Here is a 23649-nt window from a genome sequence, read left to right as displayed (position 1 = left end):
TTGCTTTTTGTTTTATGAATTCAGCCCCACAAATACCTCTTGCGGAGCGTATAAGGCCAAAAACTTTACCAGAATTGGCCGGACAGGAACATCTGACCGGCAAAGGAAGCATATTGCGTGTTGCCATTGAAATTAATTCTGTTCCTTCCATGATATTCTGGGGACCACCCGGTACTGGTAAAACAACCATTGCAAATATTATAGCTAATACATTAAACGTTCCTTTCTTCACTCTTAGTGCCATAAGTGCCGGAGTAAAAGATGTACGGGAAGTAATTGAACAGGCAAGAAAAAAAGCCGGCTCCATTTTATTTATTGATGAGATACACCGCTTCAACAAAGGCCAGCAAGATGCTTTACTCGGCGCAGTTGAAAAAGGAATCATCCGCCTGATCGGGGCAACAACCGAAAATCCTTCTTTTGAAGTTAATTCAGCATTACTAAGTCGCTGCCAGGTATATGTTTTAAAACCGTTGGAAAAAAAACATTTGATTCAATTGCTTAAACAGGCAATGGAAAAAGATGAATGGCTGAAAACTAAAAAAATCGAATTGAAAGAAACAGAAGCGCTACTCAATATCTCCGGCGGCGATGCAAGAAAATTATTAAACCTGTTTGAGCTGGTTTGTGAAAATGCCGGAGATGAAATTATTATTACTGATGAACTGGTGATGAACACTGCCCAGCAGCGGATCGCTTTGTATGATAAACAGGGTGAACAGCATTATGATATTATTTCAGCATTTATAAAATCTATTCGAGGCAGTGATCCTAATGCTGCTGTATATTGGTTAGCAAGAATGATCGAAGGTGGAGAAGATGTAAAATTTATAGCAAGACGACTTGTAATACTCGCCAGTGAAGATATTGGTAATGCAAACCCGACAGCATTGGTATTGGCAAATGCCGCATTTGACGCAGTTAATAAGATCGGTTACCCAGAAGCCAGTATTATACTTTCCCAATGTGTCACTTATCTTGCTTCATCACAAAAAAGCAATGCAGCAGTTGCGGCTATCGGTGCTGCTTCCGCTGCTGTTAAACAACATGGTGATCTACCAGTGCCCCTGCATATCCGCAATGCTCCTACCAAACTGATGAAGGAAATGGGTTATGGAAAAAATTATGAATACTCCCATAACTTCGATAACAACTTTTCTCCGCAGGAATACTTACCGAAAGAAATATCGGGTACTAATTTTTACAATCCCGGGAAAAATACAAGAGAAGAAGAATTGCGAAAGTTCCTGAAGAGTTTGTGGAAGGATAAATATAATTACTGATCATTGGGCTTATATAACAGCGGGAAAAATTGCCCCTCCATTTTTTCTCCTTTTTTCACAGGAGGCACTCCATCCAATAATACATCATCAGAATCCGAATGAACGCCATCCTCAAACACATTTATTACAAAAGCCCTTCTTGGTTTATCACTTTTGTTTTCACCAGAGCCATGTAAAGTAAGTGAGTGATGAAAAATTGCTTCGCCTGCTTTTACTTCGGCAAACCTGGGACTCTCAAATTGTTTTTTTTGTTCTTCATTTAAAAAATCTTTTATACCCTGCGGCTCACCGGCAATGACAGGCTTGGGTAATAAGCCCCAGCGGTGACTGCCAGCTATATATTGCAAACAACCATTTTCTTTTGTCGAATCATCCAATCCGCACCAACAGGTAAGATGTGCTATTGGTTTTGTTCTTGTCCAGTAAGAATAATCCTGGTGCCAGGCTACCACTCCACCTTTCTTCGGCGGTTTCCAAAAAAGCTGATCATGCCAGAAGCGAACCGGCTTATTTCCGAGTAATTGCGATGCCGCAACCAGAAACCGGGGATTCCATAATACATCATGAAAACCGTTTGTGATACGCCATGCTCCTAATGCATGAAATAAAATTGTACCGGGATCGCTTGATTCATTTGAATGAAACTCATAAAACAAATGATGACCAGAGTGATTAACATCAGCCAGTTCCGATAATTCATTTCTCAATTTTTGAACCTGATCTTCATCCAGCATTTTTACACCAGCCAGGTGGCCATTATCATTAAAAAAATCAACCTGCTCTTTTGATAACAGGAATTGCTCCCAATCTGATTTTTTTTCAGGCCATTTAAACAGGCTTGAGATCAAATGATGTACTAAGCTTAGATCACTGCCTTGCATAGATTGCTTTTTTTAAAGTTAGTGATTTTGGCTAATGCAGATTGCTTACATTTATTTTTTAAAGTATATGAACTGGATTTGTAAAAGTTTTGATGAATTGACTCCGCATGAATTGTATGCTATTCTGCAATTACGAAGTATAGTTTTTGTAGTAGAACAGAACTGTGTATACCTGGATATGGATGATAAAGACCAACACTCATTTCATCTTATGGGTTGGGAAAATGAGAAGTTATGTGCTTATACAAGGATAGTTCCCAAAGGAATTTCATATAAAGATTATACGGCTATTGGCCGGGTGGTAACAGCACCACATGCAAGGGGCAAAGGTGCTGGAAGGGAACTAATGTTACACTCAATTGCAAAAACAATTGAACTGTTTGGAAGCAATTCCATAAAAATCGGCGCACAACTTTATCTGAAAAAATTCTATGAATCGCTTGGCTTTATTCAAACCAGCGACACTTATCTGGAAGATGGAATCGAACATATAGAAATGATACTGCCACTTTCTTAGTAATTCCACTAAGCAAGCCCAGATTAATCACCATTCATTATAAGAAAACTGTTAAAGCATTCGTTTAACACCAGCGGGACTATTTATTTTAGTCCTTGAAATCCAATAGAGAAACGTAAATATCCAATACTATGAGAACACATGTATCCTTAAAACGGCATTTACTACCCGTTTTATTCTTATTAATCACATGCTTTAGCAGCAAATCACAATCAGTAGGTTTTTTAGATGGTAAAGTTGAGCTCGGTCTTAACCTGGGGCCTTCATTTTTTCTTGGTGATCTGGGAGGAACAAGAGGTAAAGGAAAAACATTTGTAAAAGATGTAAACATCCCATTCACTAAATTAATGAAAGGTCTTTATCTAAACATTTACCCGAGAGAATGGCTGGGCTTTCGCCTTGCTGCTAATTTCGGAGAACTTGAAGCAGCAGACAGCATCATTAGCTCTGGTGGTAAAGATGAATGGTTCAGAAAGAAAAGAAACCTCTACTTTAAATCAAAATTATCTGAAGCCTATTTCGCAATGGAAATCTATCCAACTGTATTTTTAGAACAGTATGATGGATTGCAGGGTAAGCTCAGACCTTATGGTTTAATTGGTATAGGTATATATCATTTTAATCCCACAGCCGAATATATTGAACCCAATGGGGAAAGAAGATGGGTAGATTTAAAGCCACTTAGGCTTGAAGGCCAGGGCATGTCACAATACCCCGACCGAAAAGAATACAAACTAACCCAAATGAATGTCCCAATGGGCTTTGGTGTAAAATATTATGTGAAAGAAACTATGTATATAGGACTTGAGGTCCTGCATAGAAAAACATTCACTGACTATATAGATGATGTAAGTACTAAATATGTTGACCCGGTTGTATTCAGTCAATACCTGTCTCCACAGGATGCAGTTGTGGCTAACCAATTATATTATCGTGAAAACCTGCTTCCTAATTACAGGCCTACTAGACATATTGGCCAGCAACGAGGTGATCCGACAGAGAATGACGCTTATTTCTCCGGCTTATTAAGATTTGGTTGGCGGTTGAATGGTGACAACAGCCCCAACGCAAGAGCCAAGAAACAGCTGAGATGTCCTGTTTATTTCTAAGAATATTTTTTAAATCCGCCTAATAATCCCGAACCCGTATGAAACCCATATTGAAAACTGTTTATGTCAGCTTGCTTGCGACAGGAGTTATGCTTTGTCATAGCGTGTCAGCAACTGATGAAAAAGACGATAATGATAAAAGGAAAAAGGAAGCAAAGACAGCAAAAGCTACAGAACGCTTTTCTCTCAATAATAAGTCTCTGAAGATATATCCTGATCCGTTCAAAAGAGATATGCATGTTATATCAAAAGAAAAAACAACAACAACTTTTTTTGTATTTGATGTGGAAGGCACACTGTTAGTGAACCGTTCCCTCAAAGAAAACGAACATATAAAATTAACCGGCCTTCAAAGAGGTTATTATTCTTATCACCTGTTTGATGGTGACGAAGAGAAAGCAACCGGTAAATTCGAAATAAGATAAAAGTTCTTTTAAAATAGCTTTTTTAAGCAATCAATAAGCAGCAGGGAGCTTAATAAAATCTGATACCTGGTTAAAAACCTGATCCGTTCTCTATTGGTACTCTCATTAGTATAAATTTTATTGAACACTCTCTGCCCTGCTTATTGCTATTAATCTGTAGTTCTTTTTTTACGCCATAACAAACCCGTTAGGCAGGGAAAGTCCCTTGATCCACTATCTGAAAACCGGGCCGGTTTCCGGTCAGCATAAAAGATTCAGGTTCTTTTCCTGCCTGTCTAAACGGGTCTTACAACAGTAAATACTACGCTTTACATTCACAATTTACACACATCTCATACCCATCATTTAGCAGCTTTCAAAATCATTTCATACATTTAGATATACCAAAATCTACTTTTATGGAACAAAATCCTCAAACTAATCCTTTAGCTGGCCTTCACAAACAAAAACTGTATGCTTTAATTGCTGCAGGCATTGGCATCATAGCAATGTTTCTTCCATGGTGGAAAATATCTTTTGGCGGGTTATTTGGTGGAATGTCATCTTCAGTTAATGGAATGCACGAATTAGGAATAATTGTTTTTCTTGGGTTTGTAGGAGCTGCAGTATTGTGTTTTCTCGGCGACAAAACAAAACCATTTGAAGGTCAATTTAAAATGATAGCTGCCGGATGTTTTGCAGGTGCTGCTTTATTTACCCTTATTCGATTTCTTCAGCAGACTGAGTTTTCATCGTATGGCATTTGGCTAAGCCTGTTAGCTGGCATTGCAGGCGCAGTTGTAGTTTATGTTTTAAAACCTGAACAACTAAAATAATATAAAGTAAATTTTATGAAAAGGGATAGTCAGAAATGGCTACCCTTTTTATTTTAACTCCAGCTTCAAAAAATCTGCTGTATAACTGTCTTTACAATTCACTAATTCTTCCGGTGTTCCTTCAAAAAGGATCTTTCCTCCACCATCACCACCTTCGGGTCCGAGATCGATAATATGATCAGCTACTTTGATCACATCCATATTATGCTCTATCACCAATACACTGTTACCCCGGTCAACTAATTTATTCAATACATCCAGCAAATGCTGAATATCTTCAAAATGCAAACCGGTAGTCGGTTCATCCAATATGTAAAACGTTTTACCAGTATCCCTTTTACCCAACTCAGTAGAAAGTTTCACCCGCTGTGCTTCTCCCCCACTTAATGTAACAGCCGATTGGCCGAGTGTGATATAACCCAGTCCCACTTCTTCCAGTACTTTTATTTTTCGATAGATATAAGGTACATTTTGAAAAAACTCCACAGCTTCCTCCACTGTCATATCAAGCACATCAGCAATTGATTTTCCTTTATAACGTATCTCAAGTGTTTCCCGGTTATACCGCTTGCCATTACATTTTTCACAATGCACATAAACATCCGGTAAAAAATTCATTTCTATTACCCTCATGCCACCGCCTTCACACACATCACAGCGGCCGCTTTTTACATTAAATGAAAAACGGCCTGCGTTATAACCGCGAATCTTTGCTTCAGGTACAGATGCAAACAATGTCCTTATATCTGTAAAGAATCCACAATAAGTAGCCGGGTTGCTTCGTGGCGTACGACCAATGGGGCTTTGGTCAATCTCAATTACTTTATCGATCTCTTCAAGGCCCTTCACAGATTTATAATCAAGCGGCATCATTTTAGAACCATACGCATGCTTAGAAAGGATCGGGTACAATGTTTCATTAATTAAAGTTGATTTGCCACTGCCGCTTACTCCTGTTACCACAATAAATTTCCCTAATGGAAATTTTGTATCTACATTTTGTAAATTATTTCCCTTTGATCCTTTGAGTTCGATAAATTTCCCTGTGCCTTTCCTTCTTTCTTTGGGCACTGCAATAGTTTTCTCACCATTGATATAAGCAGAAGTGAGTGTGTTTATTTTCAGTAATTGTTTGGGTTCTCCCTGCGCCATTATTCTACCGCCATGGAAACCAGCACGGGGACCAATATCAATCAAATGATCGGCGGCAAGCATAATATCTTTATCATGCTCCACTACCAAAACACTGTTACCGATATTGCGTAGGTTTTTTAAAGCTTCGATCAGCCTGTGATTATCTCTTTGATGCAAACCGATCGAAGGTTCATCCAGTATATAAGTAATGCCTTGTAACTGCGAACCTATTTGAGTAGCTAAACGAATACGTTGGCTTTCGCCACCACTCAGGGTTTTTGAAGTACGGTTTAATGTAAGATAAGTTAATCCCACATCGAGCAGGAACTGTAAACGTTCACGAATTTCTTTTAATACATCTTTACCGATTGCTTTTTGTTTATCAGAGATCCGTAATTCAATCCCATCAAACCAGGCAGCAAGATTATCAAGATTGAGGTTGCTAAGGTCGGCAATATTTCTGCCAAGTATTTTAAACCATAAACTTTCTTTCTTTAGTCTCGCACCATTACAACTGCCACATGTTTTAAGTGTCATGTATTGCTGTACCCATTCCCGTAAAAATTCTGTGCTGTGTGGCGAAATAAACCATCTTTTCAGCATCGGTACAATTCCTTCATAACTACCCGTGTATTCCTGTGGCACAGTTTCATCTCCTGCATCCACTTCCATTGATGAACTGATATTCTTATCTCCGAACAGTAGCAAGTCTATTTGTGCCTTTGTCAACTTGCTTACAGGTGTATCTAATTTTATTTTATACTTTTTTGAAAACTCAACCACTTGTTTATATACACTTGCATCTCTTTCCTCTCCCAGCGGCGCTATGCCACCTTCCATTACACTTTTCGATTTATCGGGTAGCACCAGGTCCATATCGATCGTAAAAATATTTCCCAGGCCTTTACAAACAGGACAGGCGCCATAAGGTGAGTTAAATGAAAATGCATTGGGTGATGGTTCTTCGTAACTAATGCCGGTGTCTTCACACATCAGCATTTTGGAAAAAGAAACGATCCCTTTTCCCTCCACTTCAATAAACATCAGATCTTTTCCCAGCTTTAAAGACTGTTGAACACTCTGACTTAATCGTGAACGGAATTCGTCGTCAACCTTTAACCTATCTACTACCAGCTCTATATCATGAATCTTGTAACGATCCACCTGCATTTTCGGAACGATATCTTTTATTTCACCGTCAACTCTTACTTTCAGGTATCCTTTCTTTCTTAGATCCTCAAACAGCTCGCGGTAATGGCCTTTTCTTCCTCTTACCATCGGGGCTAACAGTGAAATTTTTTTACCCGTAAATTTTTTAAAAATGTTTGATACAATTTCATCCTCACTCCATTTCACCATTGGTTTGCCGGTGTTGTAAGAATAGGCTTCACCGACTCTTGCAAATAACAACCGAAGAAAATCATATATCTCGGTAACTGTACCAACTGTACTGCGTGGGTTTTTATTCGTTGTTTTTTGTTCAATGGAAATTACAGGTGATAGCCCGGTTATCTTATCTACATCGGGCCGTTCCATATCACCAATAAATTGTCTTGCATAAGCACCAAATGTTTCCATATAGCGGCGCTGGCCTTCGGCATATATAGTATCAAATGCCAATGATGATTTTCCACTACCACTGATACCAGTTATAACAACCAGTTTATTTTTAGGAATTGCTATATCAATATTCTTCAGATTATGCACCCTTGCACCAAACACTTCGATCAAATCTGGATTAGATGTTTCAACGATAGTACCATTGGTTTTTTCTTTTGCCATAGAGAAATAAAAGTCTACGAAGATAAGAACTGCATACTTAAAAAATGATTTCTATCTCAACCAGATGATGCACCATTGATTTCGTTTTTGCAAAAAAAATTGTATTTAATTTTTTTTGGCACAAAAATTTCTAATGTAGGATGAGAGTATCAAAATAATTCCAGTACAAAAAAACTTTAACGTATGAAAATTACCATTTTGACAATGGCAGCTATAGGTATTTCCATTTCTGCCTCAGTGAATGCCCAGGAAACGTGGGATCCTAAAAAAAACCCGACCGTTGACTCTATTCATGCAAAGTATGAAGGCAAATTAGTGGTGTCAAAACCAGCCCCAACAATTGACCAGGTTTTTCCGGTAATAGGACAATATGAATCTTCTGCAAATATGGATGCCAAATCAGTATCTGTTAGTATTGATGAAACGAATAAAGGTATTGTATGGATAACAGGTTTGCCCCAGGGAAAAATTAAAGCAATGCTGAAAAGATCTCCGGCGACTTACAGAATTCCGCCTCAAACGGCAGAAGACGGAAAGCAGGTACCTGAAGGAACTGCGATCTATGATCATGAAACAAACACATTAAGCATTAGCATCGGAAAGAAATTCAATGAAGCTGATCCTGCCAGTGTTTTCTTACCGCCTCCGGCACCAGTAGAAGAAGCAGCTCCAGTGACCGCAAAAACGAATTCTAAAACTAAAACAAAGCCTGTAGTAAAAGAAGAACAACCTAAGGCCTGGATGTATACAGGAGTTAAAATAGATAAATCAACCGCATCTAATCAATAAGTAAGTAACAGTAACACTCTATATATTGGTTTCTCATAAGGATGTTGGACTTAAGAAAGGGCTGAGCTGGTTCAGCCCTTTCGATTTTAGAAAACAAATAACTGTTAGTATAAAAACTTCCTGAATGGCTTGAATAGCCAATTATCAACCCTTATCTTTGCCTCAGTTCTTACACACATCTTATCAAGAAAGGCTGAGGGTAATGGCCCAATGAAGCCTTGACAACCTACCTCCTATTTGCTCTGAGCGAAGCGAAGGAAAGGTGCCAATTCCATCCCTGGTGAAGAATGTCAGGGTCAGATAAGTCAGCCGATAGCTTAAATAAAATTTATTATCATAATGAAAAGCTCGCCTGATTTACCGGCGGGCTTTTTTTATTCTTTCCTGTTAAGTGTATGTTATACTGCAAAAACTAAAAAAACAAGAAAATAATTTTACATTAAAACGGAAGCAATGAGTACTCACAGGCAATTGACGATCGGTTTATTTGGATTTGGTGTTGTAGGCGAAGGATTGTATAAAATACTTCACCAAACGCCTTCATTGAAAGCAACAATCAAAAAAGTCTGTATTAAACATCCGGGTAAAAAAAGAAATGCACCTGATGAATTGTTTACAACTGATAAGGACGTTTTATTAAACGACCCTGAAATAAATGTGATCGTTGAGGTGATCAATGAAAGTGAAGCTGCATTTGAAATTGTTTCTACTGCATTAAGAAACGGTAAAGAAGTGGTAAGCTCCAGCAAAAAAATGATCGCTGAGCATTTTAAAGAACTCTTACAATTACAAAAAGAAACAGGTCTCGCTGTTTTATACGAAGCATCGGCCTGTGCATCCATCCCTGTTATCCGTAACCTCGAAGAATATTTTGACAATGACCTCCTGCATGGCCTAAGAGCTATTGTAAATGGCAGTACCAATTTTATTCTCACAAAAATGTTTGAGGATAAACTTGAGTTCCAACAGGCTTTGATACTTGCCCAACAGTTAGGTTTTGCAGAGTCTGACCCAAGTCTTGATGTAGAAGGGTATGATGCATTGAACAAATGGGTGATTCTTTTGAATCACGGGTATGGTATTGTGGAGAAACCAGAAAACATTGTATTTACCGGCATTCAAAACATTAATGCAGGTGATGCACAAGTGGCTTTACAAAAGGGCTATGAAATAAAACTGATTGCCCAGGCAAAAAAACTAAAAGATGGTAAAGTTGCGGCATTTGTATTACCGCAATTTGTAAAACAGGATGATCATTTTGTTTTTGTGAAAAACGAATACAATGGTGTAGTGATTGAAAGCGGATTTTCTGATCAACAATTTTTATATGGAAAAGGCGCCGGCTCCTTCCCTACTGCTTCGGCTGTATTGAGTGATATTTCGGCACTCACTTACGATTATCATTACGAATATAAAAAGCTGTATTATCAAAAACCACATGAACTCAGCAATGACTTTCATGTAAGAGTTTATATCAGTTTTGATGATATCAATAATATTCCCAAAGAAAAATTTGAATGGTTTGAGGAATGGCATGCTCATGAAAAAAGAAAATACATTGTTGGCATATTACCCTTTGCAGAATTAAAAAATACAAACTGGTGGAAGGAAAATAGCACTTCACTCATCCTGATGCCTGACGCAATAGTAGAAGATGCTGAAACCAGGAGATTAAAAAAGAAAAGTCTTGAACTGGCTGGTGTCTTTCTTTGATATCACTACTCCGGCTGATTAATTTATCTTTACAATAACCAATAAAAGAATGCCGGAATTATCAGTTGTTATTACAGTAAAAAATGAAGAACAGAATATCAGGCTGTTGCTTGAATCAGTTTGTCATGCTTTATCTCATCTCGATTATGAAATATTAATTGTAGATGACGGTTCGGATGATAATACCCGCCAGCAGGTGCTTGAATATGCAGATGAAAGAACAGTGCTGGTGGAACTGAGAAAGAATTATGGTCAAAGTACCGCTATGACCGCGGGCATCGATTACAGTCGTGGTAAATATGTGGCATTGCTGGATGGTGATCTCCAAAATGACCCGTCAGATATTCCAGCGATGCTGGAACTTCTTAAAAAAGAAGATTGGGATGTTGTTGCAGGTAATAGAAAAGACAGGAAAGATGGTTTTTTATTGCGCAAAATTCCAAGCAGAATTGCAAATGCTATGATACGCAGAATGACTGGCGTTTATATAAAAGATTATGGGTGCACTCTCAAAGTTTTCAAACGTGAAATCGCAGAAGAGTTAGGGTTATATGGCGAATTGCACCGCTTTATTCCAGTACTTGCCAAAATGCAAGGAGCAAGAATAACACAAGTAGATGTTAAGCATCATCCTCGTCAGTTTGGGAAAAGTAAATATGGCATCAACCGTACATTCCGGGTTATGAGTGATCTTATCTTAATGATTTTTATGCGCCGTTATATGCAAAAACCAATGCACCTGTTCGGTGGTATTGGCTTTATAAGTCTCGGTCTCGGAATTCTTATCAATCTTTATCTTCTTGGGTTAAAAATGGCAGGCCAGGAAATTGGCGGTAAACCATTATTGATCTTAGGGCTCATTTTATTATTAGGTGGCATTCAGTTTATAACTATTGGTATTGTTGCCGATATTAATATGCGGACTTATTTTGAAGCACAGAATAAAAAAACCTACAACGTAAGAAAAATTTATCGTGGCAAATCTGAAGTAGCAAAGAATGCCGGAATAAGTCAACTCTGATCTTATTACTCCACTACATTTCAATTTCAAATAAAAATCAAAAGCCCCGTCTGAACAGGGCTTTGCGGTGAGGGCGGGATTCGAACCCGCGGTACAGTTTAACCCGTACGGCAGTTTAGCAAACTACTGATTTCAGCCACTCATCCACCTCACCAGGGAATAAGCCGAAAATCATTTTTTAAACAGTTGTGTCACAAAAATAACTACACTTTCTGCTACACATTTTAAGCTAAAATGACAAAACCCTTATCAGATAAGAGTTTCATCATTTTTTATGTCGGGAGGACAGGATTCGAACCTGCGACCCCGTGGTCCCAAACCACGTATTCTACCGGGCTGAACTACCTCCCGAGCCCTTTCCCCCTGAACTGTTTTTCAAGGGGTGGCAAAAATAGCCTGAAACCTTTAAGCTGCCAAAAGAAAAGTCCCAAACTCTTGAGAGAATTTGGGACTTTCTTTTTTCTTATAAACAAGTTACATAGCTGCCAGTTGTACTTTCTGCTGAAGCTCCAGTACATTTTCGCGGAATACACCATCGGTATCCATCAAATCCTTAACTGTCTGGCAGGAATGAATAACAGTAGTATGGTCACGGCCACCAAAATGTTCACCTATTGTTTTTAAAGAGTTTTTAGTAAATGCTTTGGCGAGATACATCGTTATCTGGCGGGCTTGAACGATCTCTCTTTTGCGGGTTTTGTGCAATAACTTATCATAAGGCACATCAAAATATTCACAAACCATTTTCTGAATAGTATCGATAGTGATCTCTTTGCTGGATGAACGAACGAAATTGCGTAAAACTTTCTTAGCAAGATCCAAATCGATCTCTTTCCGGTTCAAAGAAGATTGGGCTAAAAGTGAAATTAATGCTCCTTCAAGTTCTCTTACATTACTACTTATATTATATGCAATGTATTTCACCACTTCTTTCGGCATTTCCAGGCCATCATTCTTCATCTTCCTTTCAAGTATCTCAATCCGGGTATCATAATCAGGTATAGCAAGATCAGCACTTAAGCCCCAACGGAAACGGCTAAGTAAGCGTTCCTGCATTCCTTCAAGGTCTTTGGGTGGCTTGTCAGAAGAAAGCACCAATTGCTTGCCTGACTGGTGCAAATGGTTAAATATTGCAAATAATGCATCCTGGCTTTTTTCAGCTTTATTGAAGAATTGAACATCATCAATGATCAAAACATCGATCAACTGGTAAAAATGAATAAAGTCGTTAATCGCATTATTGCGGCTATGATCCATGAACTGGTTGATGAACTTCTCGGAACTTACATATAATACTACCTTATTAGGATGAAGTCTTTTTACTTCGTTACCGATTGCCTGGGCAAGATGTGTTTTACCTAAACCTACACCACCATAGATCACTAAAGGGTTAAAAGAATTAGCACCGGGCTTCTCAGCAACGGTTTTACCAGCTCTTCTTGCTACACGGTTACAATCGCCTTCAATAAATGCATCGAATGTATATGAAGAATTTAATTGCGGATCTATTTGCATTTTTTTCAACCCCGGAATTACAAACGGGTTTTTAACTGGATTATTTATAATTAATGGAAAATCCATTTCGTTGTTTGAATAAGTTTTGTATCCCTGACCTGTTACATCTACTGTTAATGGTTTGCTTGTTCCATTACCACTATCTACCATGATACGGTATTCCAATCTTGCAGTCTTACCTAATTCCCTCTTTAAAGTTTTGGCTAATAAATTTACGTAATGCTCTTCGAGATATTCAAAAAAGAATTGGCTGGGTACTTGAATAACGAGAACATTGTTCTTAAGTGATACAGGATTGATTGGCTCAAACCATGTTTTGTAATGCTGCCATTCAACAATGTCTTTAATAATCTTCAGACAACTGGTCCAGACTTTTTCAGCAGTTTTCTCCATCAGTTAGTAAGAAATTTATATCGGGTTAATAATTGTAAAATGGAAATTAGTGAATTTTCACTTGTGTTGATAAAAATATTTTTTTTATCAAAGGATGGCGAATATCTACATTCTTTGGAATAAAAAAAATTTTTACCCAATTGATTTTTGAATAAAAAAAATATAGTTCGGGTATTGATTTTTTCCCGTAGGAAATTAGTAATGAATATCCCGGCTTTTCGTCCCTTATTTATCATTAATTGCCATAAGATGCTAAATAGCTTTGTCTATCTGTAACTGTCAATAGATGCTGTTTCTCCAATAAAAGATGGCTGTTTTACAAACCGGGCACTCCCTTAAATACCAAGGTGGCATTCTTCCTCAAATATGCCTCAAAAAACTTTCTTGATATTTTTTGAGTTATTCTTTACTTTCGGGAAATCAATAACTAACTAATATGAGAAAATTATTTACACTTCTTGTAATTACTTTATTATCTGCTGGTATAGTATCTGCACAAACCACTACCAAAAGTGGCAAGAAAAGATGGGGGCATTTTGGTTTGAAGACAGGCGTAAACTTTAGCACCTTACGGCTTGAAGGCATTGAAACTGCAAATGTAAATGCTGAGGGAAAAGCAGGCTTCGTATTTGGCGGATTTGAAAAAATACCTCTTAACGAAAAATTCGACCTCCAATTTGAGTTCGTGTATTCAGCAATGGGTGGTACTATTGCTACTGGAATTGGCGCCAGTGCTCTCTACAAACTGAATTATTTTTCATTTCCAATGCTTTTAAAATATAGCTTTTTCGATGGTGTAAAGCTGATAGGCGGGCCACAACTTGATTTTATTGTTAAAGCCAAAAGAGAGGCCGGAGGCTATGTAAAGAATTTTACTGATAATGTAAACTCCACCAGTGTGGCAATAACTTTTGGAGCAGAAAAATGGTTTGGTAATTTTATTGTATTACAATGCCGTTATATCTCTGGTATAAACGATGCAAACAAAAATTCAACAACATTCCAGTATATCAATAAAGGAATACAGGCAACCCTGGGTTTTTTGATCCAGTAATTGTCAAAATATTTAACTGGCCGGTTTACATTAATATGTAAACCGGCTTTTTTATTTCATCTTTGCCGTGATTTCAGGATAAATACCTGGCTCATGCAAAAAACAATACAATTAAAGGTTGCGCCATCAGAAGCAATGAATGATGGTCTTATTAAATCTGCTGTTTCAAAAGAAACAGGGCTTCCTGTTAACTCTATTTCAGGTTATACAATTCTAAAGAAATCAATTGATGCACGCAGCAGGCAGGTAAAACTACTATTACAACTCAACGTTTTTATTAATGAACCTTTCCAGGAAAGAGAAAGAATAGACTTCGGCTTTAATGATGTAAGAAATTCTACAAAACGTATATTAATTATTGGTGCCGGGCCGGCGGGATTATTTGCCGCATTAAAATTACTCGAGCTGGGGATAAAGCCAATCATTATTGAACGAGGCAAAGATGTAAAATCCCGCCGTCGGGATCTTGCTGTATTAAATAAGGAAGGAGTTATTAACCCGGAAAGCAATTACTGCTTTGGTGAAGGTGGCGCAGGCACTTACAGCGATGGCAAACTATATACCCGCAGCAGTAAACGGGGTGACATTAATCGCATATTGAACCTCTTTGTCCATTTTGGCGCTGAAGAAAAAATTTTATACGAAGCTCATCCGCATATAGGTACTAATAAGCTGCCATCTATCATTTCCGCCATGCGGGAAAAGATCAAAGATTATGGAGGCGAAATTTATTTTGAAACAAAACTGGTTGACTTCATTCTTGAAAAAGATAGGATTTCAGGAATATTAACCGCTAATGGAGATAAAATAAAAGGTAATGCTGTTATACTTGCCACCGGCCACTCGGCAAGAGATATTTTTCAATTGCTGAACAAAAAAAATATATTGATAGAGCCAAAACCTTTTGCTTTAGGAGTAAGAATTGAACATCCCCAATTAATTATTGATATGGCTCAATATCATTGTGACGTAAGAGACCCTTTTTTGCCACCAGCTTCTTATAATCTTGTACAACAAATTGGAGGAAGAGGTGTTTTTTCCTTTTGCATGTGTCCTGGTGGCATTATAGCACCTGCAGCCACCAACCCGGATGAACTAGTAGTAAATGGCTGGAGCCCATCTAAAAGGAATAATCCTTATGCAAATAGTGGAATGGTAGTGCAGGTAGAGTTAAAAGATGCTGAAACTTATTTGAAATCAAAACAATCTCCTTTGATTTTAATGAAATTTCAGCAAGCTGTTGAGCAAAAGGCTTTCAAAGCTGGTGGAGGCAGATTTGTAGCACCTGCTCAACGAATGGTTGATTTTACCGACAACAAGTTGTCAGCATCATTACCCGATTGTTCTTATTTGCCGGGGGTAAGATCAACTGATCTAAGAAATGTATTGCCATCATTCATACATAGCAGCCTGCAACAGGCATTTAAAGAATTTGGAAAAAAAATGAAAGGTTATTTTACAAACGATGCGATAATTGTTGCTACTGAATCAAGAACCTCCTCTCCTGTCCGTATTCCCCGTAACCCTGAGACATTACAACATCCACAACTAAGAAACTTATACCCCTGTGCGGAAGGTGCTGGCTATGCAGGCGGCATTGTAAGTGCTGCAATGGATGGCGAAAGATGTGCAATGATGGCTGCAACCCTTGTTTCTTCGGTATAAGGCGTAAACTGGTCGTTACTTCAAAGCCCAATAAAATCAATTCAACCTGCCTAAAATCATTTCACGAAAAAAAACCAACCGTATAAGCTGCGCAGGTAATTTTGTGCAACAATTTTTTGATTATGGCCATACTTGAAATTAAGAACCTTAAAAAGTATTTTAAGGAACAAAAAGCAGTTGACGATATCAGCCTTTCCATTGAGAAAGGAAGCATATTTGGATTGCTGGGCCCGAATGGAGCCGGTAAAACAACATTGATAAGAATGATCACTGGCATTTTTTATCCGGATGAAGGACAGATAACCTTTGATGGCAGAAAATTTGACCCGGTGAATGATGTAATTCATATTGGTTATATGCCTGAGGAAAGAGGGCTCTATAAAAAAATGAAGATTGGTGAGCAGGCCATGTACCTGGCCCAGCTAAAAGGAATGAGTAAAAAAGAAGCATTTGAAAAAATAAAAGAGTGGTTCCTGAAATTTGAAATGCAAAGCTGGTGGAATAAGAAAGTTGAAGATCTTTCAAAAGGCATGAGCCAGAAGCTGCAGTTTGTAACTACCGTTTTACATGAACCTAAACTGATCATACTCGATGAACCGTTTAGTGGACTTGACCCGGTAAATTCTAATCTTATTAAAGATGAAATTTATAAACTGGCGCAAAAAGGCTCAACCATTATCTTCAGTACACACCGGATGGAACAAGTAGAAGAAATCTGCAGTCATATTGTGCTGGTGAATAAAGGAAAGAAAATACTCGACGGAACTGTAAAGCAGGTAAAACAGGATTTTAAAGAACATTTATTTAAAATCAATTTCCAAAACCAGCTGATGCCCGAGCACCTGGCCATTCATCTTTTCGATGTAAAGCACCAAACGGAAAATGAACTGGTTATTAAACTGCATAAAGAGTATTCGAACAATGATGTGCTGCAGTATTTCATTCATAAAGGATTAGTGATAGAATCATTTAATGAAATACTTCCTTCCCTGAATGAAATATTTATCCGGCAGGTAGAAGGCACACCACTCAGCCGTCAATTTTCACCAATAACCGCTTAAAACTATTGTATGAATAAGATCTGGATTATCATATCGAGAGAATATAGAACCAGGGTAAGAAACAAAACTTTCCTGCTCTCTACTTTTTTGTTCCCTATAATAATTGTACTCTTTATCGTGGGGTCTACTTTTCTTGCTTTTAAATCAAAAAACAAGTCAAGAATTGCCGTTATCAATGATCCGGGTTATCTGCAAAAAAACCTGGACAGCGATTCCTCTTTTGTAATTTTTGAATTTCCGAATGATGTTACCTCTGCCAACTACCAGGAAAAAGGGTATGCAGGCATATTAAAAGTAAATGCTGATACTGCAGCAAAAAAATATGTTATCGAATCAAAAAAATCGCTTGGTATAGAAACAATGGGATTTATAGAACGGCAAATGAAAAAAGCCGTTGAATATAAATTGCTGCAGGAAAGAAACATTAACAGGCAACTGCTGGATTCAATTAACAAGGCCAGCAAGGATGCAGCGGTAATAGCCAATGAACTCGACACAGGAAAAGAGATAAATAATAAAATGCCTTATATCATAGGATTTGGTTGTGGTATTATCATCTATATTACCATGTTTATATTTGGAGCTATGGTAATGCGTGGAGTAATGGAAGAAAAAACAAACCGTATAGCAGAAGTTATCGTTTCCTCGGTAAAACCATTCCAATTAATGATGGGAAAAATAATCGGGATAGCAGCAGTAGGTCTTACGCAAATGCTTTTATGGATCATTTTCCTTATGCTGCTTGTCAATTTGTTACCATTGTTTATTTCATCCGGAACACTGGAACAAATGCAACAGATGCAGCAGGCCCAACAAAGTTTACCAGGGGGATCAAACAACACAGTTGCGATTCAGATCATGAGTGCAACAGATACTTTTGTAAACGATGTAAATTGGTGGCTGATCATCCCTTGCTTTCTTTTTTATTTTCTCGGCGGCTATTTATTTTATGCTGCTTTGTTTGCGTCTGTGGGCAGTGTTATTAATGAAGATCCACAGGAAGCACAATCACTAATGCTGCCGATCATGATGCCAATTATATTTGCCTTTATCATTCTAAGTACATCAATTGAAAACCCTGACAGTCCAATGGCATTCTGGGGCAGCATGATACCTTTTACTTCGCCAATTGTAATGATGGGGCGTATTGCTAAAGGCGTACCTGAAGTAGTGCCCTGGTGGCAATTATTCCTTTCAATGGCATTATTAGTTGCAGGTTTCATATTCACTACCTGGTTTGCTGGAAAAATTTACCGCACTGGTATTTTATTATATGGCAAAAAAGCAACCTGGAAAGAAATGATCAAATGGATCAGGAGATCATGATCAAACAACTCAAATTATTAAAGCCTCCTGTGTTCAACAGGAGGCTTTTTTGTTAAAATTTTCCTCAAAAAAGAAAGAGTGTAACGAAATACGAAATCACTCGTATATTTGATATCGTATAGCCAGAAAACAAAATTCTTAATCTCAAAACTCATTTTATGAAACCAAAGACACCTGTCTTCAGACTTACATTGATCGCTGCTGCCCTTATCAGCGTTTCCCTCATTTTAATATCATGGGATTTCCAGGGCGAAGCTTTTCATTTTACAGACAAAGAATATTCGGACACTGTCCCCCCTAAAAAAGCAAAAGCAGGCAGTGAGAAAAAAGTCCGTGACCTGGATGAAGCTTTAGAAGAACTTGATAATGTAAATATTGATGCGGAGATGAAAAACGCTATGAAAGAAGTAGAAAAGGCAATGAAGGAATTTGACGCTTCAAAAATCCACCTTGAATTAGAAAAAGCATTAAGAGATGTGGACATGAAGAAAATGCAGGAGGAGCTTAGTCAGTCACTTGCAAAAGTTGATGGCGAAAAGATAAAAGCCGAAGTGCAAAAAGCTTTGCGTGAAGTGGATTTTTCAAAAATTAAAACAGAATTGGAACAAAGCCTGAAAGAAGTAGATATGGAAAAACTGAAAATGGAACTGGATATGGACAAAATGAAAGAAGAAATTAAAAACGTGGAGAAAGAACTCAAAAATATCGGCCCCGAAATAGAAAAATCATTGGAGAAAGCTAAAGTAGAAATTGAAAAAGCTAAAGTGGAATTGAAAGAATATAAAACTTTTGTTGATGGACTTGAAAAAGAGGGCCTGATCAATAAAAAACAAGGTTATACCGTAAAGCATAAAGACGGTGAGTTATTCATTAACGGGAAAAAACAGCCGACTAACGTTTATAACAAGTACCGCAGCTTTCTTGAAAAGCATAAAAGCTTTAATATAGATGATGAAGCCGGTGACGATTTTAATATTGATATCGACTGAACCAACCATTAAACCATGTGCTTGCAGAAAAAGAAAGTCCCGCTAAACAGCGGGACTTTTCATTTAAACTATTCTGAAATCAGTTTTAATAAAAATGGAATGGAGAAGGCATCAGATCAGAATCTTTATCCTCAAGCATTTCAACTTTTAATTGAAAAGCTTCATCAACTTTTACAATTACTTTTTCTTTTACCACTTTCTTATAACCGGTTTTTTCAAAAACGAATTTGTAGGTGCCTGGCTTCAACTCATCAAAAGAATAGCCCCCATCTTCATCAGTTAATACTATTTTTTCTTTCTTTGAAGAGAGATAAGCTGTAATGCTAACATCTTTGAGTGGCTTCTTTTCCTCGCCATCCGTCACTATCCCATTTACATCATCTTTCTTACCCTTACCAGTACCTGGATCGGGATCAGCGTTAGCATATGCCGCTGCAGTGCAGCCGACAGACATTAAAAGTATCAATAGCGTCCTTTTCATAAAAAAGGTTTAAGGTGCAAATAAATCCTCATGGCTACGAAACAACACAAATCAAATTTAGAGCTTTTTCACTGGACTGGCCAAAGCATTTATGAACTCAGACCATATTTCATCCACAATAGCTGCCGCTGGTAAAATATTTTTAATGAGTGAGCTGACCTGTCCAATTTCTAGTTCACCTTCGTTAAGGTCGCCTTCGAACATTCCTTTTTTAGCCCTTGCCCGTCCAAGCAACTGCTTTAGTTCATCTACCGAAGCCCCCTTTTGTTCAGCATTTTGCACCGCCTCAAAGAATTTATTTTTGATTAGCCTCACCGGTGTCAATTGCTTCATTGTAAGAATCGTATCTCCCTCATTGGAATTGATAACAGCATTCTTAAAACTAATATGAGATGAAGCTTCTTCGCTTGCAACGAAACGGCTGCCCACCTGCACACCTTCTGCGCCCAAGACCATTGTTGCAAGCATTTGCTTGCCTGTTGCAATACCTCCTGCGGCCATTACCGGAATATTTACTGCATTTGCAACGGCAGGTATCAAAACCATTGTCGTCGTTTCTTCTCTCCCATTATGCCCACCAGCTTCAAAGCCTTCTGCCACCACCGCATCGCAACCTGCTTCTTCTGCCTTCTTTGCAAACTTTGATGAACTCACCACATGCACTACAGTTATTCCTTTTTCTTTTAGAACAGATGTCCATGTTTTGGGGTTGCCAGCACTTGTAAAAACGATCTTTACTCCTTCTTCAATAATGATTTGAATATGCTTGTCAATATCCGGGTACAATAAAGGAACATTTACACCAAATGGCTTGGAGGTAGCAGCTTTGCATTTTTGAATATGCTCACGCAAAACATCCGGATACATACTCCCGCTGCCGATCAATCCTAATCCACCTGCATTACTTACAGCACTTGCCAGCCGCCAGCCGCTTGCCCATATCATTCCTGCCTGGATAATGGGATACTGTATACCAAACAATTTTGTGATGCGATTAGAAAAGCCCCCTGTCCCCCTAAAGGGGGAACTTAGTTCCGTCATAACAATTTTTATTTGGAGATAAAATTATTTGAATTAGAAATGAAGTTACAAAAGAGAAAGTATTTTCATTACTCCCCTTTAGGGGATGGGGGTTCATCAACCAAGGTCGATCTCAGTATTGTCTCCAATATTCAAAGTGCGGCTTTCTCCTACTATGCCTGTATCACTGCCGATAAGAGAGTTGTCAAGCACAATATCAAAGAGGTTAGAAAATGAACCGATGATGGAGCTTTTTATAATTGAATAATCTATAGTAGTGTTTTCGCCAATGGCAACGTTCGGGCCTATAATGGAGTTTTTAATATTGCAACCTCCCCCAATACTTACTGGTGGAATAATAACGGTATTTTCAAAGCCATGATCCTTATTCACATTGCCACCATATTTTTTCAACAAGGTTGCATTGCTTTCAAGCAGTGTTTCCATCTTACCACAGTCAAACCAGTTATCCACTTTAAAACTTTTGAACTTAGCTCCTGATTTTATCATGCAGTCCAAAGCATCTGTAAGACTGTAAGCACCCTGGCTTCTCAGCCCCTGCCGGATATTGTTCTCCAAACAGTCAAACAACATCGCAGATTCCTTTATTTTATATAACCCCACCAAAGCCTGGTTGCTTTTTGGCATTTGTGGTTTTTCTACCACATGGTTTACCATTCCATCTTCATCCAGTTCTGCTACGCCAAAATCTCTCGGATCATCCACCTTTCTTACACCCAGCATGCTAAAAGGACTGTCAAGCACCTCCTTCAAATCAAACTCAGCGATCGTATCGCCAAGCACTACAAATACTTCATCACCACCTACTAAATCCCGGGTTAGTTTTACGGCATGACCAACACCCTGCCTGTCTTGCTGAAAAACAAAATCTGTTTTGAGTTCAGGATATTGTTGATGCATGTAGTCCTCGATCTTTTCGCCAAGATAGCCGACAATAAAAATGAATTCGGTAATACCGGCTTGCTTCAACTGGTCAACGATAATACTCAATATCGTTTTACCTGCCAATGGAATGAGAGCCTTCGGTTGTGTATATGTATGGGGACGCAGCTTTGTGCCTGCACCCGCTACGGGAATTATAGCCTTCATGGTAGTTTTAAAAGCCCGTGAAAATAGCGAATTATTGACAAACAAAAACTTATTCACCTACCGGCCTGCACAACTGCAGCAGCCTTATTTTTGCAACCATATAATTGTGTTACCGGCTTAATTATTACTATTTAACTTTTGTTGCGTCGCACTCTTATACTGAAACAATTCTATTCATCAAACTTCAGCCCACAGAGAACCGCTGAGAATAATAGAGAACCACTGAGAAATTCTCTGTGTAACTCTTTTCCTCTGTGGCCCTCAGTGGCCCAATAAAAATGCAAAAAGACAAATTGGTTTTTGATCTCATTCGTAAAGAACTCGATCGGCAGCGCAATGGCATTGAACTCATCGCATCAGAAAATTTTACTTCATTGGAAGTAATGCAGGCAATGGGAACCGTACCTACTAATAAATATGCAGAAGGTTATCCCGGCAAAAGATATTATGGTGGTTGCGAAGTAGTGGATGAAATAGAAACACTTGCAATTGAACGTTTAAAAAAAGTATTCAACTGCAGTTGGGCAAATGTGCAGCCACATAGCGGGGCTTCGGCTAATGGTGCTGTGTTTCTTGCAGTAATGAAACCCGGCGAAAAATTTCTGGGACTTGATCTTAGTATGGGTGGTCACTTAACGCATGGCAGCCCGGCAAACTTCAGCGGCAAAACATACCAGGCATTACATTATGGTGTTACTAAAGAAGGGATTGTTGATTATGAACAACTCGAAGCAAAGGCCCGTGCTGAAAAACCAAAGATGATCATTTGTGGTGCATCAGCTTATAGCCGCGACTGGGATTATAAACGTATTCGTACAATAGCCGATGAAATAGGTGCTGTTGTTTTTGCTGATATAGCACATCCTGCGGGTTTGATTGCAACTGGTTTATTAAATGACCCGTTTGATCATTGTCATATTATTTCTTCAACTACGCATAAGACATTGCGTGGGCCAAGAGGCGGTATCATCATGCTTCGTCATGATTTTGAAAATCCATGGGGATTAAAAGATCCGAAAGGAAATTTAAGAATGATGAGTTCATTACTTGACCTGGCGGTATTCCCCGGTTCACAAGGTGGCCCACTTGAACATGTGATTGCAGCCAAGGCAGTTTCATTCGGTGAAATACTTTCAGAAGATTTTAAAGCCTATGGTCAGCAGGTGATCAGCAATGCGCAGGCAATGGCCAAAGCATTTGTAAGCCGCGGTTATAATTTAATAAGCAACGGAACAGATAATCATTTAATGCTGATCGATCTCCGGAATAAAAATCTTACCGGTAAAAAAGCCCAGGAAACATTGGATAAAGCACATATTACTTTAAATAAAAATGCTGTTCCTTTCGATGATAAATCTCCTTTTGTTACATCGGGCATCCGTGTAGGCGTACCCGCCATTACAACAAGAGGCATGAAAGAAGCTCATATGGAAACAGTAGTTTCGTTAATTGATAAAATATTGATGAATGCTGACGATGCTGCATTGATCGGATCTGTAAAATCAGAAGTAAAAGAATTCATGCAACAGTTTCCATTATATCCCGAATTAGGATAAACACTGATTA

Annotated in this window: 20 protein-coding genes, 2 tRNA genes and 1 riboswitch; of the genes, 14 read left to right on the top strand and 8 right to left on the bottom strand. The window is 38.3% G+C overall.

Annotated features, from left to right (window positions below; translation table 11 throughout):
* Window positions 1-14 precede the first annotated feature (14 nt).
* Window positions 15-1283: a replication-associated recombination protein A gene (locus E6H07_12335; protein TMI63562.1), complete on the top strand. Its 1269-nt coding sequence runs from the start codon at window positions 15-17 to the stop codon at window positions 1281-1283.
* Here the strand turns inward: E6H07_12335 and E6H07_12330 are convergent.
* Window positions 1277-2164, bottom strand: a complete 888-nt coding sequence (locus E6H07_12330; GenBank protein ID TMI63561.1) for a phytanoyl-CoA dioxygenase family protein — start codon at window positions 2162-2164, stop codon at window positions 1277-1279. The two genes, E6H07_12335 and E6H07_12330, sit on opposite strands and share 7 nt — an antisense overlap.
* A 67-nt stretch (window positions 2165-2231) precedes the next feature.
* Here E6H07_12330 and E6H07_12325 point away from each other — a divergent pair, with 67 nt between their 5' ends.
* The 4 genes from E6H07_12325 to E6H07_12310 all read left to right on the top strand — a co-directional run bounded on the left by E6H07_12325 (window position 2232) and on the right by E6H07_12310 (window position 5030).
* A complete protein-coding gene (locus E6H07_12325; protein ID TMI63560.1) occupies window positions 2232-2681 on the top strand; it encodes a GNAT family N-acetyltransferase in 450 nt (149 codons plus the stop codon).
* 131 nt (window positions 2682-2812) lie between these two features.
* Complete coding sequence (locus E6H07_12320; GenBank protein TMI63559.1) at window positions 2813-3790, top strand: hypothetical protein; 978 nt, start codon at window positions 2813-2815, stop codon at window positions 3788-3790.
* A 38-nt stretch (window positions 3791-3828) separates the two neighbouring features.
* The gene (locus E6H07_12315; protein ID TMI63558.1) at window positions 3829-4215 is read left to right on the top strand and encodes a T9SS type A sorting domain-containing protein; all 387 of its coding nucleotides are present in this window, start codon (window positions 3829-3831) and stop codon (window positions 4213-4215) included.
* A 398-nt stretch (window positions 4216-4613) separates the two neighbouring features.
* Window positions 4614-5030 (top strand): hypothetical protein, encoded by a 417-nt coding sequence (locus tag E6H07_12310; GenBank protein TMI63557.1) that lies wholly within the window; start codon window positions 4614-4616, stop codon window positions 5028-5030.
* A gap of 48 nt (window positions 5031-5078) precedes the next feature.
* On the opposite strand, the gene uvrA is transcribed toward E6H07_12310, so the two are convergent.
* On the bottom strand, window positions 5079-7946 hold the full coding sequence (gene uvrA / locus E6H07_12305) for an excinuclease ABC subunit UvrA (GenBank protein ID TMI63556.1): 2868 nt from the start codon (window positions 7944-7946) through the stop codon (window positions 5079-5081).
* A 183-nt stretch (window positions 7947-8129) separates the two neighbouring features.
* Here uvrA and E6H07_12300 point away from each other — a divergent pair, with 183 nt between their 5' ends.
* The 3 genes from E6H07_12300 (at window position 8130) to E6H07_12290 (ending at window position 11469) form a co-directional block, all read left to right on the top strand.
* Window positions 8130-8735, top strand: a complete 606-nt coding sequence (locus tag E6H07_12300) for a hypothetical protein (GenBank protein ID TMI63555.1) — start codon at window positions 8130-8132, stop codon at window positions 8733-8735.
* A gap of 177 nt (window positions 8736-8912) precedes the next feature.
* Window positions 8913-9042: riboswitch (SAM riboswitch) on the top strand.
* A 146-nt stretch (window positions 9043-9188) separates the two neighbouring features.
* On the top strand, window positions 9189-10448 hold the full coding sequence (locus tag E6H07_12295; GenBank protein ID TMI63554.1) for a homoserine dehydrogenase: 1260 nt from the start codon (window positions 9189-9191) through the stop codon (window positions 10446-10448).
* A 49-nt stretch (window positions 10449-10497) separates the two neighbouring features.
* A complete protein-coding gene (locus tag E6H07_12290) occupies window positions 10498-11469 on the top strand; it encodes a glycosyltransferase family 2 protein (GenBank protein ID TMI63553.1) in 972 nt (323 codons plus the stop codon).
* A 62-nt stretch (window positions 11470-11531) separates the two neighbouring features.
* Here the strand turns inward: E6H07_12290 and E6H07_12285 are convergent.
* The 3 genes from E6H07_12285 to dnaA all read right to left on the bottom strand — a co-directional run bounded on the left by E6H07_12285 (window position 11532) and on the right by dnaA (window position 13377).
* Window positions 11532-11623: transfer RNA gene (locus E6H07_12285), tRNA-Ser, on the bottom strand.
* A 123-nt stretch (window positions 11624-11746) separates the two neighbouring features.
* Window positions 11747-11820: transfer RNA gene (locus E6H07_12280), tRNA-Pro, on the bottom strand.
* Between the two features lie 123 nt (window positions 11821-11943).
* Window positions 11944-13377 carry a chromosomal replication initiator protein DnaA gene (dnaA, locus tag E6H07_12275; protein TMI63552.1) on the bottom strand — a complete coding sequence of 478 codons (1434 nt, stop codon included), beginning with the start codon at window positions 13375-13377 and terminating at the stop codon, window positions 11944-11946.
* 436 nt (window positions 13378-13813) lie between these two features.
* Here dnaA and E6H07_12270 point away from each other — a divergent pair, with 436 nt between their 5' ends.
* The 5 genes from E6H07_12270 (at window position 13814) to E6H07_12250 (ending at window position 19472) form a co-directional block, all read left to right on the top strand.
* Complete coding sequence (locus E6H07_12270) at window positions 13814-14431, top strand: PorT family protein (GenBank protein TMI63551.1); 618 nt, start codon at window positions 13814-13816, stop codon at window positions 14429-14431.
* Window positions 14432-14524: 93 nt separating this feature from the next.
* Window positions 14525-16096, top strand: coding sequence for an FAD-binding protein (locus E6H07_12265; GenBank protein ID TMI63550.1), 1572 nt, complete (start codon window positions 14525-14527; stop codon window positions 16094-16096).
* A 122-nt stretch (window positions 16097-16218) separates the two neighbouring features.
* On the top strand, window positions 16219-17157 hold the full coding sequence (locus E6H07_12260) for an ABC transporter ATP-binding protein (GenBank protein TMI63549.1): 939 nt from the start codon (window positions 16219-16221) through the stop codon (window positions 17155-17157).
* 9 nt (window positions 17158-17166) lie between these two features.
* The gene (locus tag E6H07_12255; GenBank protein ID TMI63548.1) at window positions 17167-18483 is read left to right on the top strand and encodes an ABC transporter permease; all 1317 of its coding nucleotides are present in this window, start codon (window positions 17167-17169) and stop codon (window positions 18481-18483) included.
* Window positions 18484-18641: 158 nt separating this feature from the next.
* Window positions 18642-19472 (top strand): hypothetical protein, encoded by an 831-nt coding sequence (locus E6H07_12250; GenBank protein TMI63547.1) that lies wholly within the window; start codon window positions 18642-18644, stop codon window positions 19470-19472.
* A gap of 85 nt (window positions 19473-19557) precedes the next feature.
* Here the strand turns inward: E6H07_12250 and E6H07_12245 are convergent, their stop codons facing one another.
* From E6H07_12245 to E6H07_12235, 3 genes are all read right to left on the bottom strand, one after another.
* Window positions 19558-19953, bottom strand: a complete 396-nt coding sequence (locus E6H07_12245; GenBank protein TMI63546.1) for a carboxypeptidase regulatory-like domain-containing protein — start codon at window positions 19951-19953, stop codon at window positions 19558-19560.
* A gap of 57 nt (window positions 19954-20010) precedes the next feature.
* Window positions 20011-20994, bottom strand: coding sequence for a nitronate monooxygenase (locus tag E6H07_12240; GenBank protein TMI63545.1), 984 nt, complete (start codon window positions 20992-20994; stop codon window positions 20011-20013).
* 96 nt (window positions 20995-21090) lie between these two features.
* Window positions 21091-22083 (bottom strand): glucose-1-phosphate thymidylyltransferase, encoded by a 993-nt coding sequence (locus E6H07_12235; protein ID TMI63544.1) that lies wholly within the window; start codon window positions 22081-22083, stop codon window positions 21091-21093.
* 278 nt (window positions 22084-22361) lie between these two features.
* Here E6H07_12235 and E6H07_12230 point away from each other — a divergent pair, with 278 nt between their 5' ends.
* Entirely contained in the window at window positions 22362-23639 is a 1278-nt protein-coding gene (locus E6H07_12230; GenBank protein TMI63543.1) for a serine hydroxymethyltransferase, read from the top strand.
* Window positions 23640-23649: the final 10 nt, after the last annotated feature.

It is taken from the genome of Bacteroidota bacterium, assembly GCA_005882315.1.
GTDB lineage: Bacteria > Bacteroidota > Bacteroidia > Chitinophagales > Chitinophagaceae > VBAR01.
The sequence above is the reverse complement of the archived record's forward strand: the minus strand, read 5'-3'. Positions and strand labels throughout refer to the sequence as shown.

Bases quoted from the DNA above. Each gene is read 5' to 3' on its own strand.
- E6H07_12335 (TMI63562.1), top strand. From the start codon at position 15: ATGAATTCAGCCCCACAAATACCTCTTGCGGAGCGTATAAGGCCAAAA.
- E6H07_12330 (TMI63561.1), bottom strand. From the start codon at position 2,164: ATGCAAGGCAGTGATCTAAGCTTAGTACATCATTTGATCTCAAGCCTG.
- E6H07_12325 (TMI63560.1), top strand. From the start codon at position 2,232: ATGAACTGGATTTGTAAAAGTTTTGATGAATTGACTCCGCATGAATTG.
- E6H07_12320 (TMI63559.1), top strand. From the start codon at position 2,813: ATGAGAACACATGTATCCTTAAAACGGCATTTACTACCCGTTTTATTC.
- E6H07_12315 (TMI63558.1), top strand. From the start codon at position 3,829: ATGAAACCCATATTGAAAACTGTTTATGTCAGCTTGCTTGCGACAGGA.
- E6H07_12310 (TMI63557.1), top strand. From the start codon at position 4,614: ATGGAACAAAATCCTCAAACTAATCCTTTAGCTGGCCTTCACAAACAA.
- uvrA (TMI63556.1), bottom strand. From the start codon at position 7,946: ATGGCAAAAGAAAAAACCAATGGTACTATCGTTGAAACATCTAATCCA.
- E6H07_12300 (TMI63555.1), top strand. From the start codon at position 8,130: ATGAAAATTACCATTTTGACAATGGCAGCTATAGGTATTTCCATTTCT.
- E6H07_12295 (TMI63554.1), top strand. From the start codon at position 9,189: ATGAGTACTCACAGGCAATTGACGATCGGTTTATTTGGATTTGGTGTT.
- E6H07_12290 (TMI63553.1), top strand. From the start codon at position 10,498: ATGCCGGAATTATCAGTTGTTATTACAGTAAAAAATGAAGAACAGAAT.
- dnaA (TMI63552.1), bottom strand. From the start codon at position 13,377: ATGGAGAAAACTGCTGAAAAAGTCTGGACCAGTTGTCTGAAGATTATT.
- E6H07_12270 (TMI63551.1), top strand. From the start codon at position 13,814: ATGAGAAAATTATTTACACTTCTTGTAATTACTTTATTATCTGCTGGT.
- E6H07_12265 (TMI63550.1), top strand. From the start codon at position 14,525: ATGCAAAAAACAATACAATTAAAGGTTGCGCCATCAGAAGCAATGAAT.
- E6H07_12260 (TMI63549.1), top strand. From the start codon at position 16,219: ATGGCCATACTTGAAATTAAGAACCTTAAAAAGTATTTTAAGGAACAA.
- E6H07_12255 (TMI63548.1), top strand. From the start codon at position 17,167: ATGAATAAGATCTGGATTATCATATCGAGAGAATATAGAACCAGGGTA.
- E6H07_12250 (TMI63547.1), top strand. From the start codon at position 18,642: ATGAAACCAAAGACACCTGTCTTCAGACTTACATTGATCGCTGCTGCC.
- E6H07_12245 (TMI63546.1), bottom strand. From the start codon at position 19,953: ATGAAAAGGACGCTATTGATACTTTTAATGTCTGTCGGCTGCACTGCA.
- E6H07_12240 (TMI63545.1), bottom strand. From the start codon at position 20,994: ATGACGGAACTAAGTTCCCCCTTTAGGGGGACAGGGGGCTTTTCTAAT.
- E6H07_12235 (TMI63544.1), bottom strand. From the start codon at position 22,083: ATGAAGGCTATAATTCCCGTAGCGGGTGCAGGCACAAAGCTGCGTCCC.
- E6H07_12230 (TMI63543.1), top strand. From the start codon at position 22,362: ATGCAAAAAGACAAATTGGTTTTTGATCTCATTCGTAAAGAACTCGAT.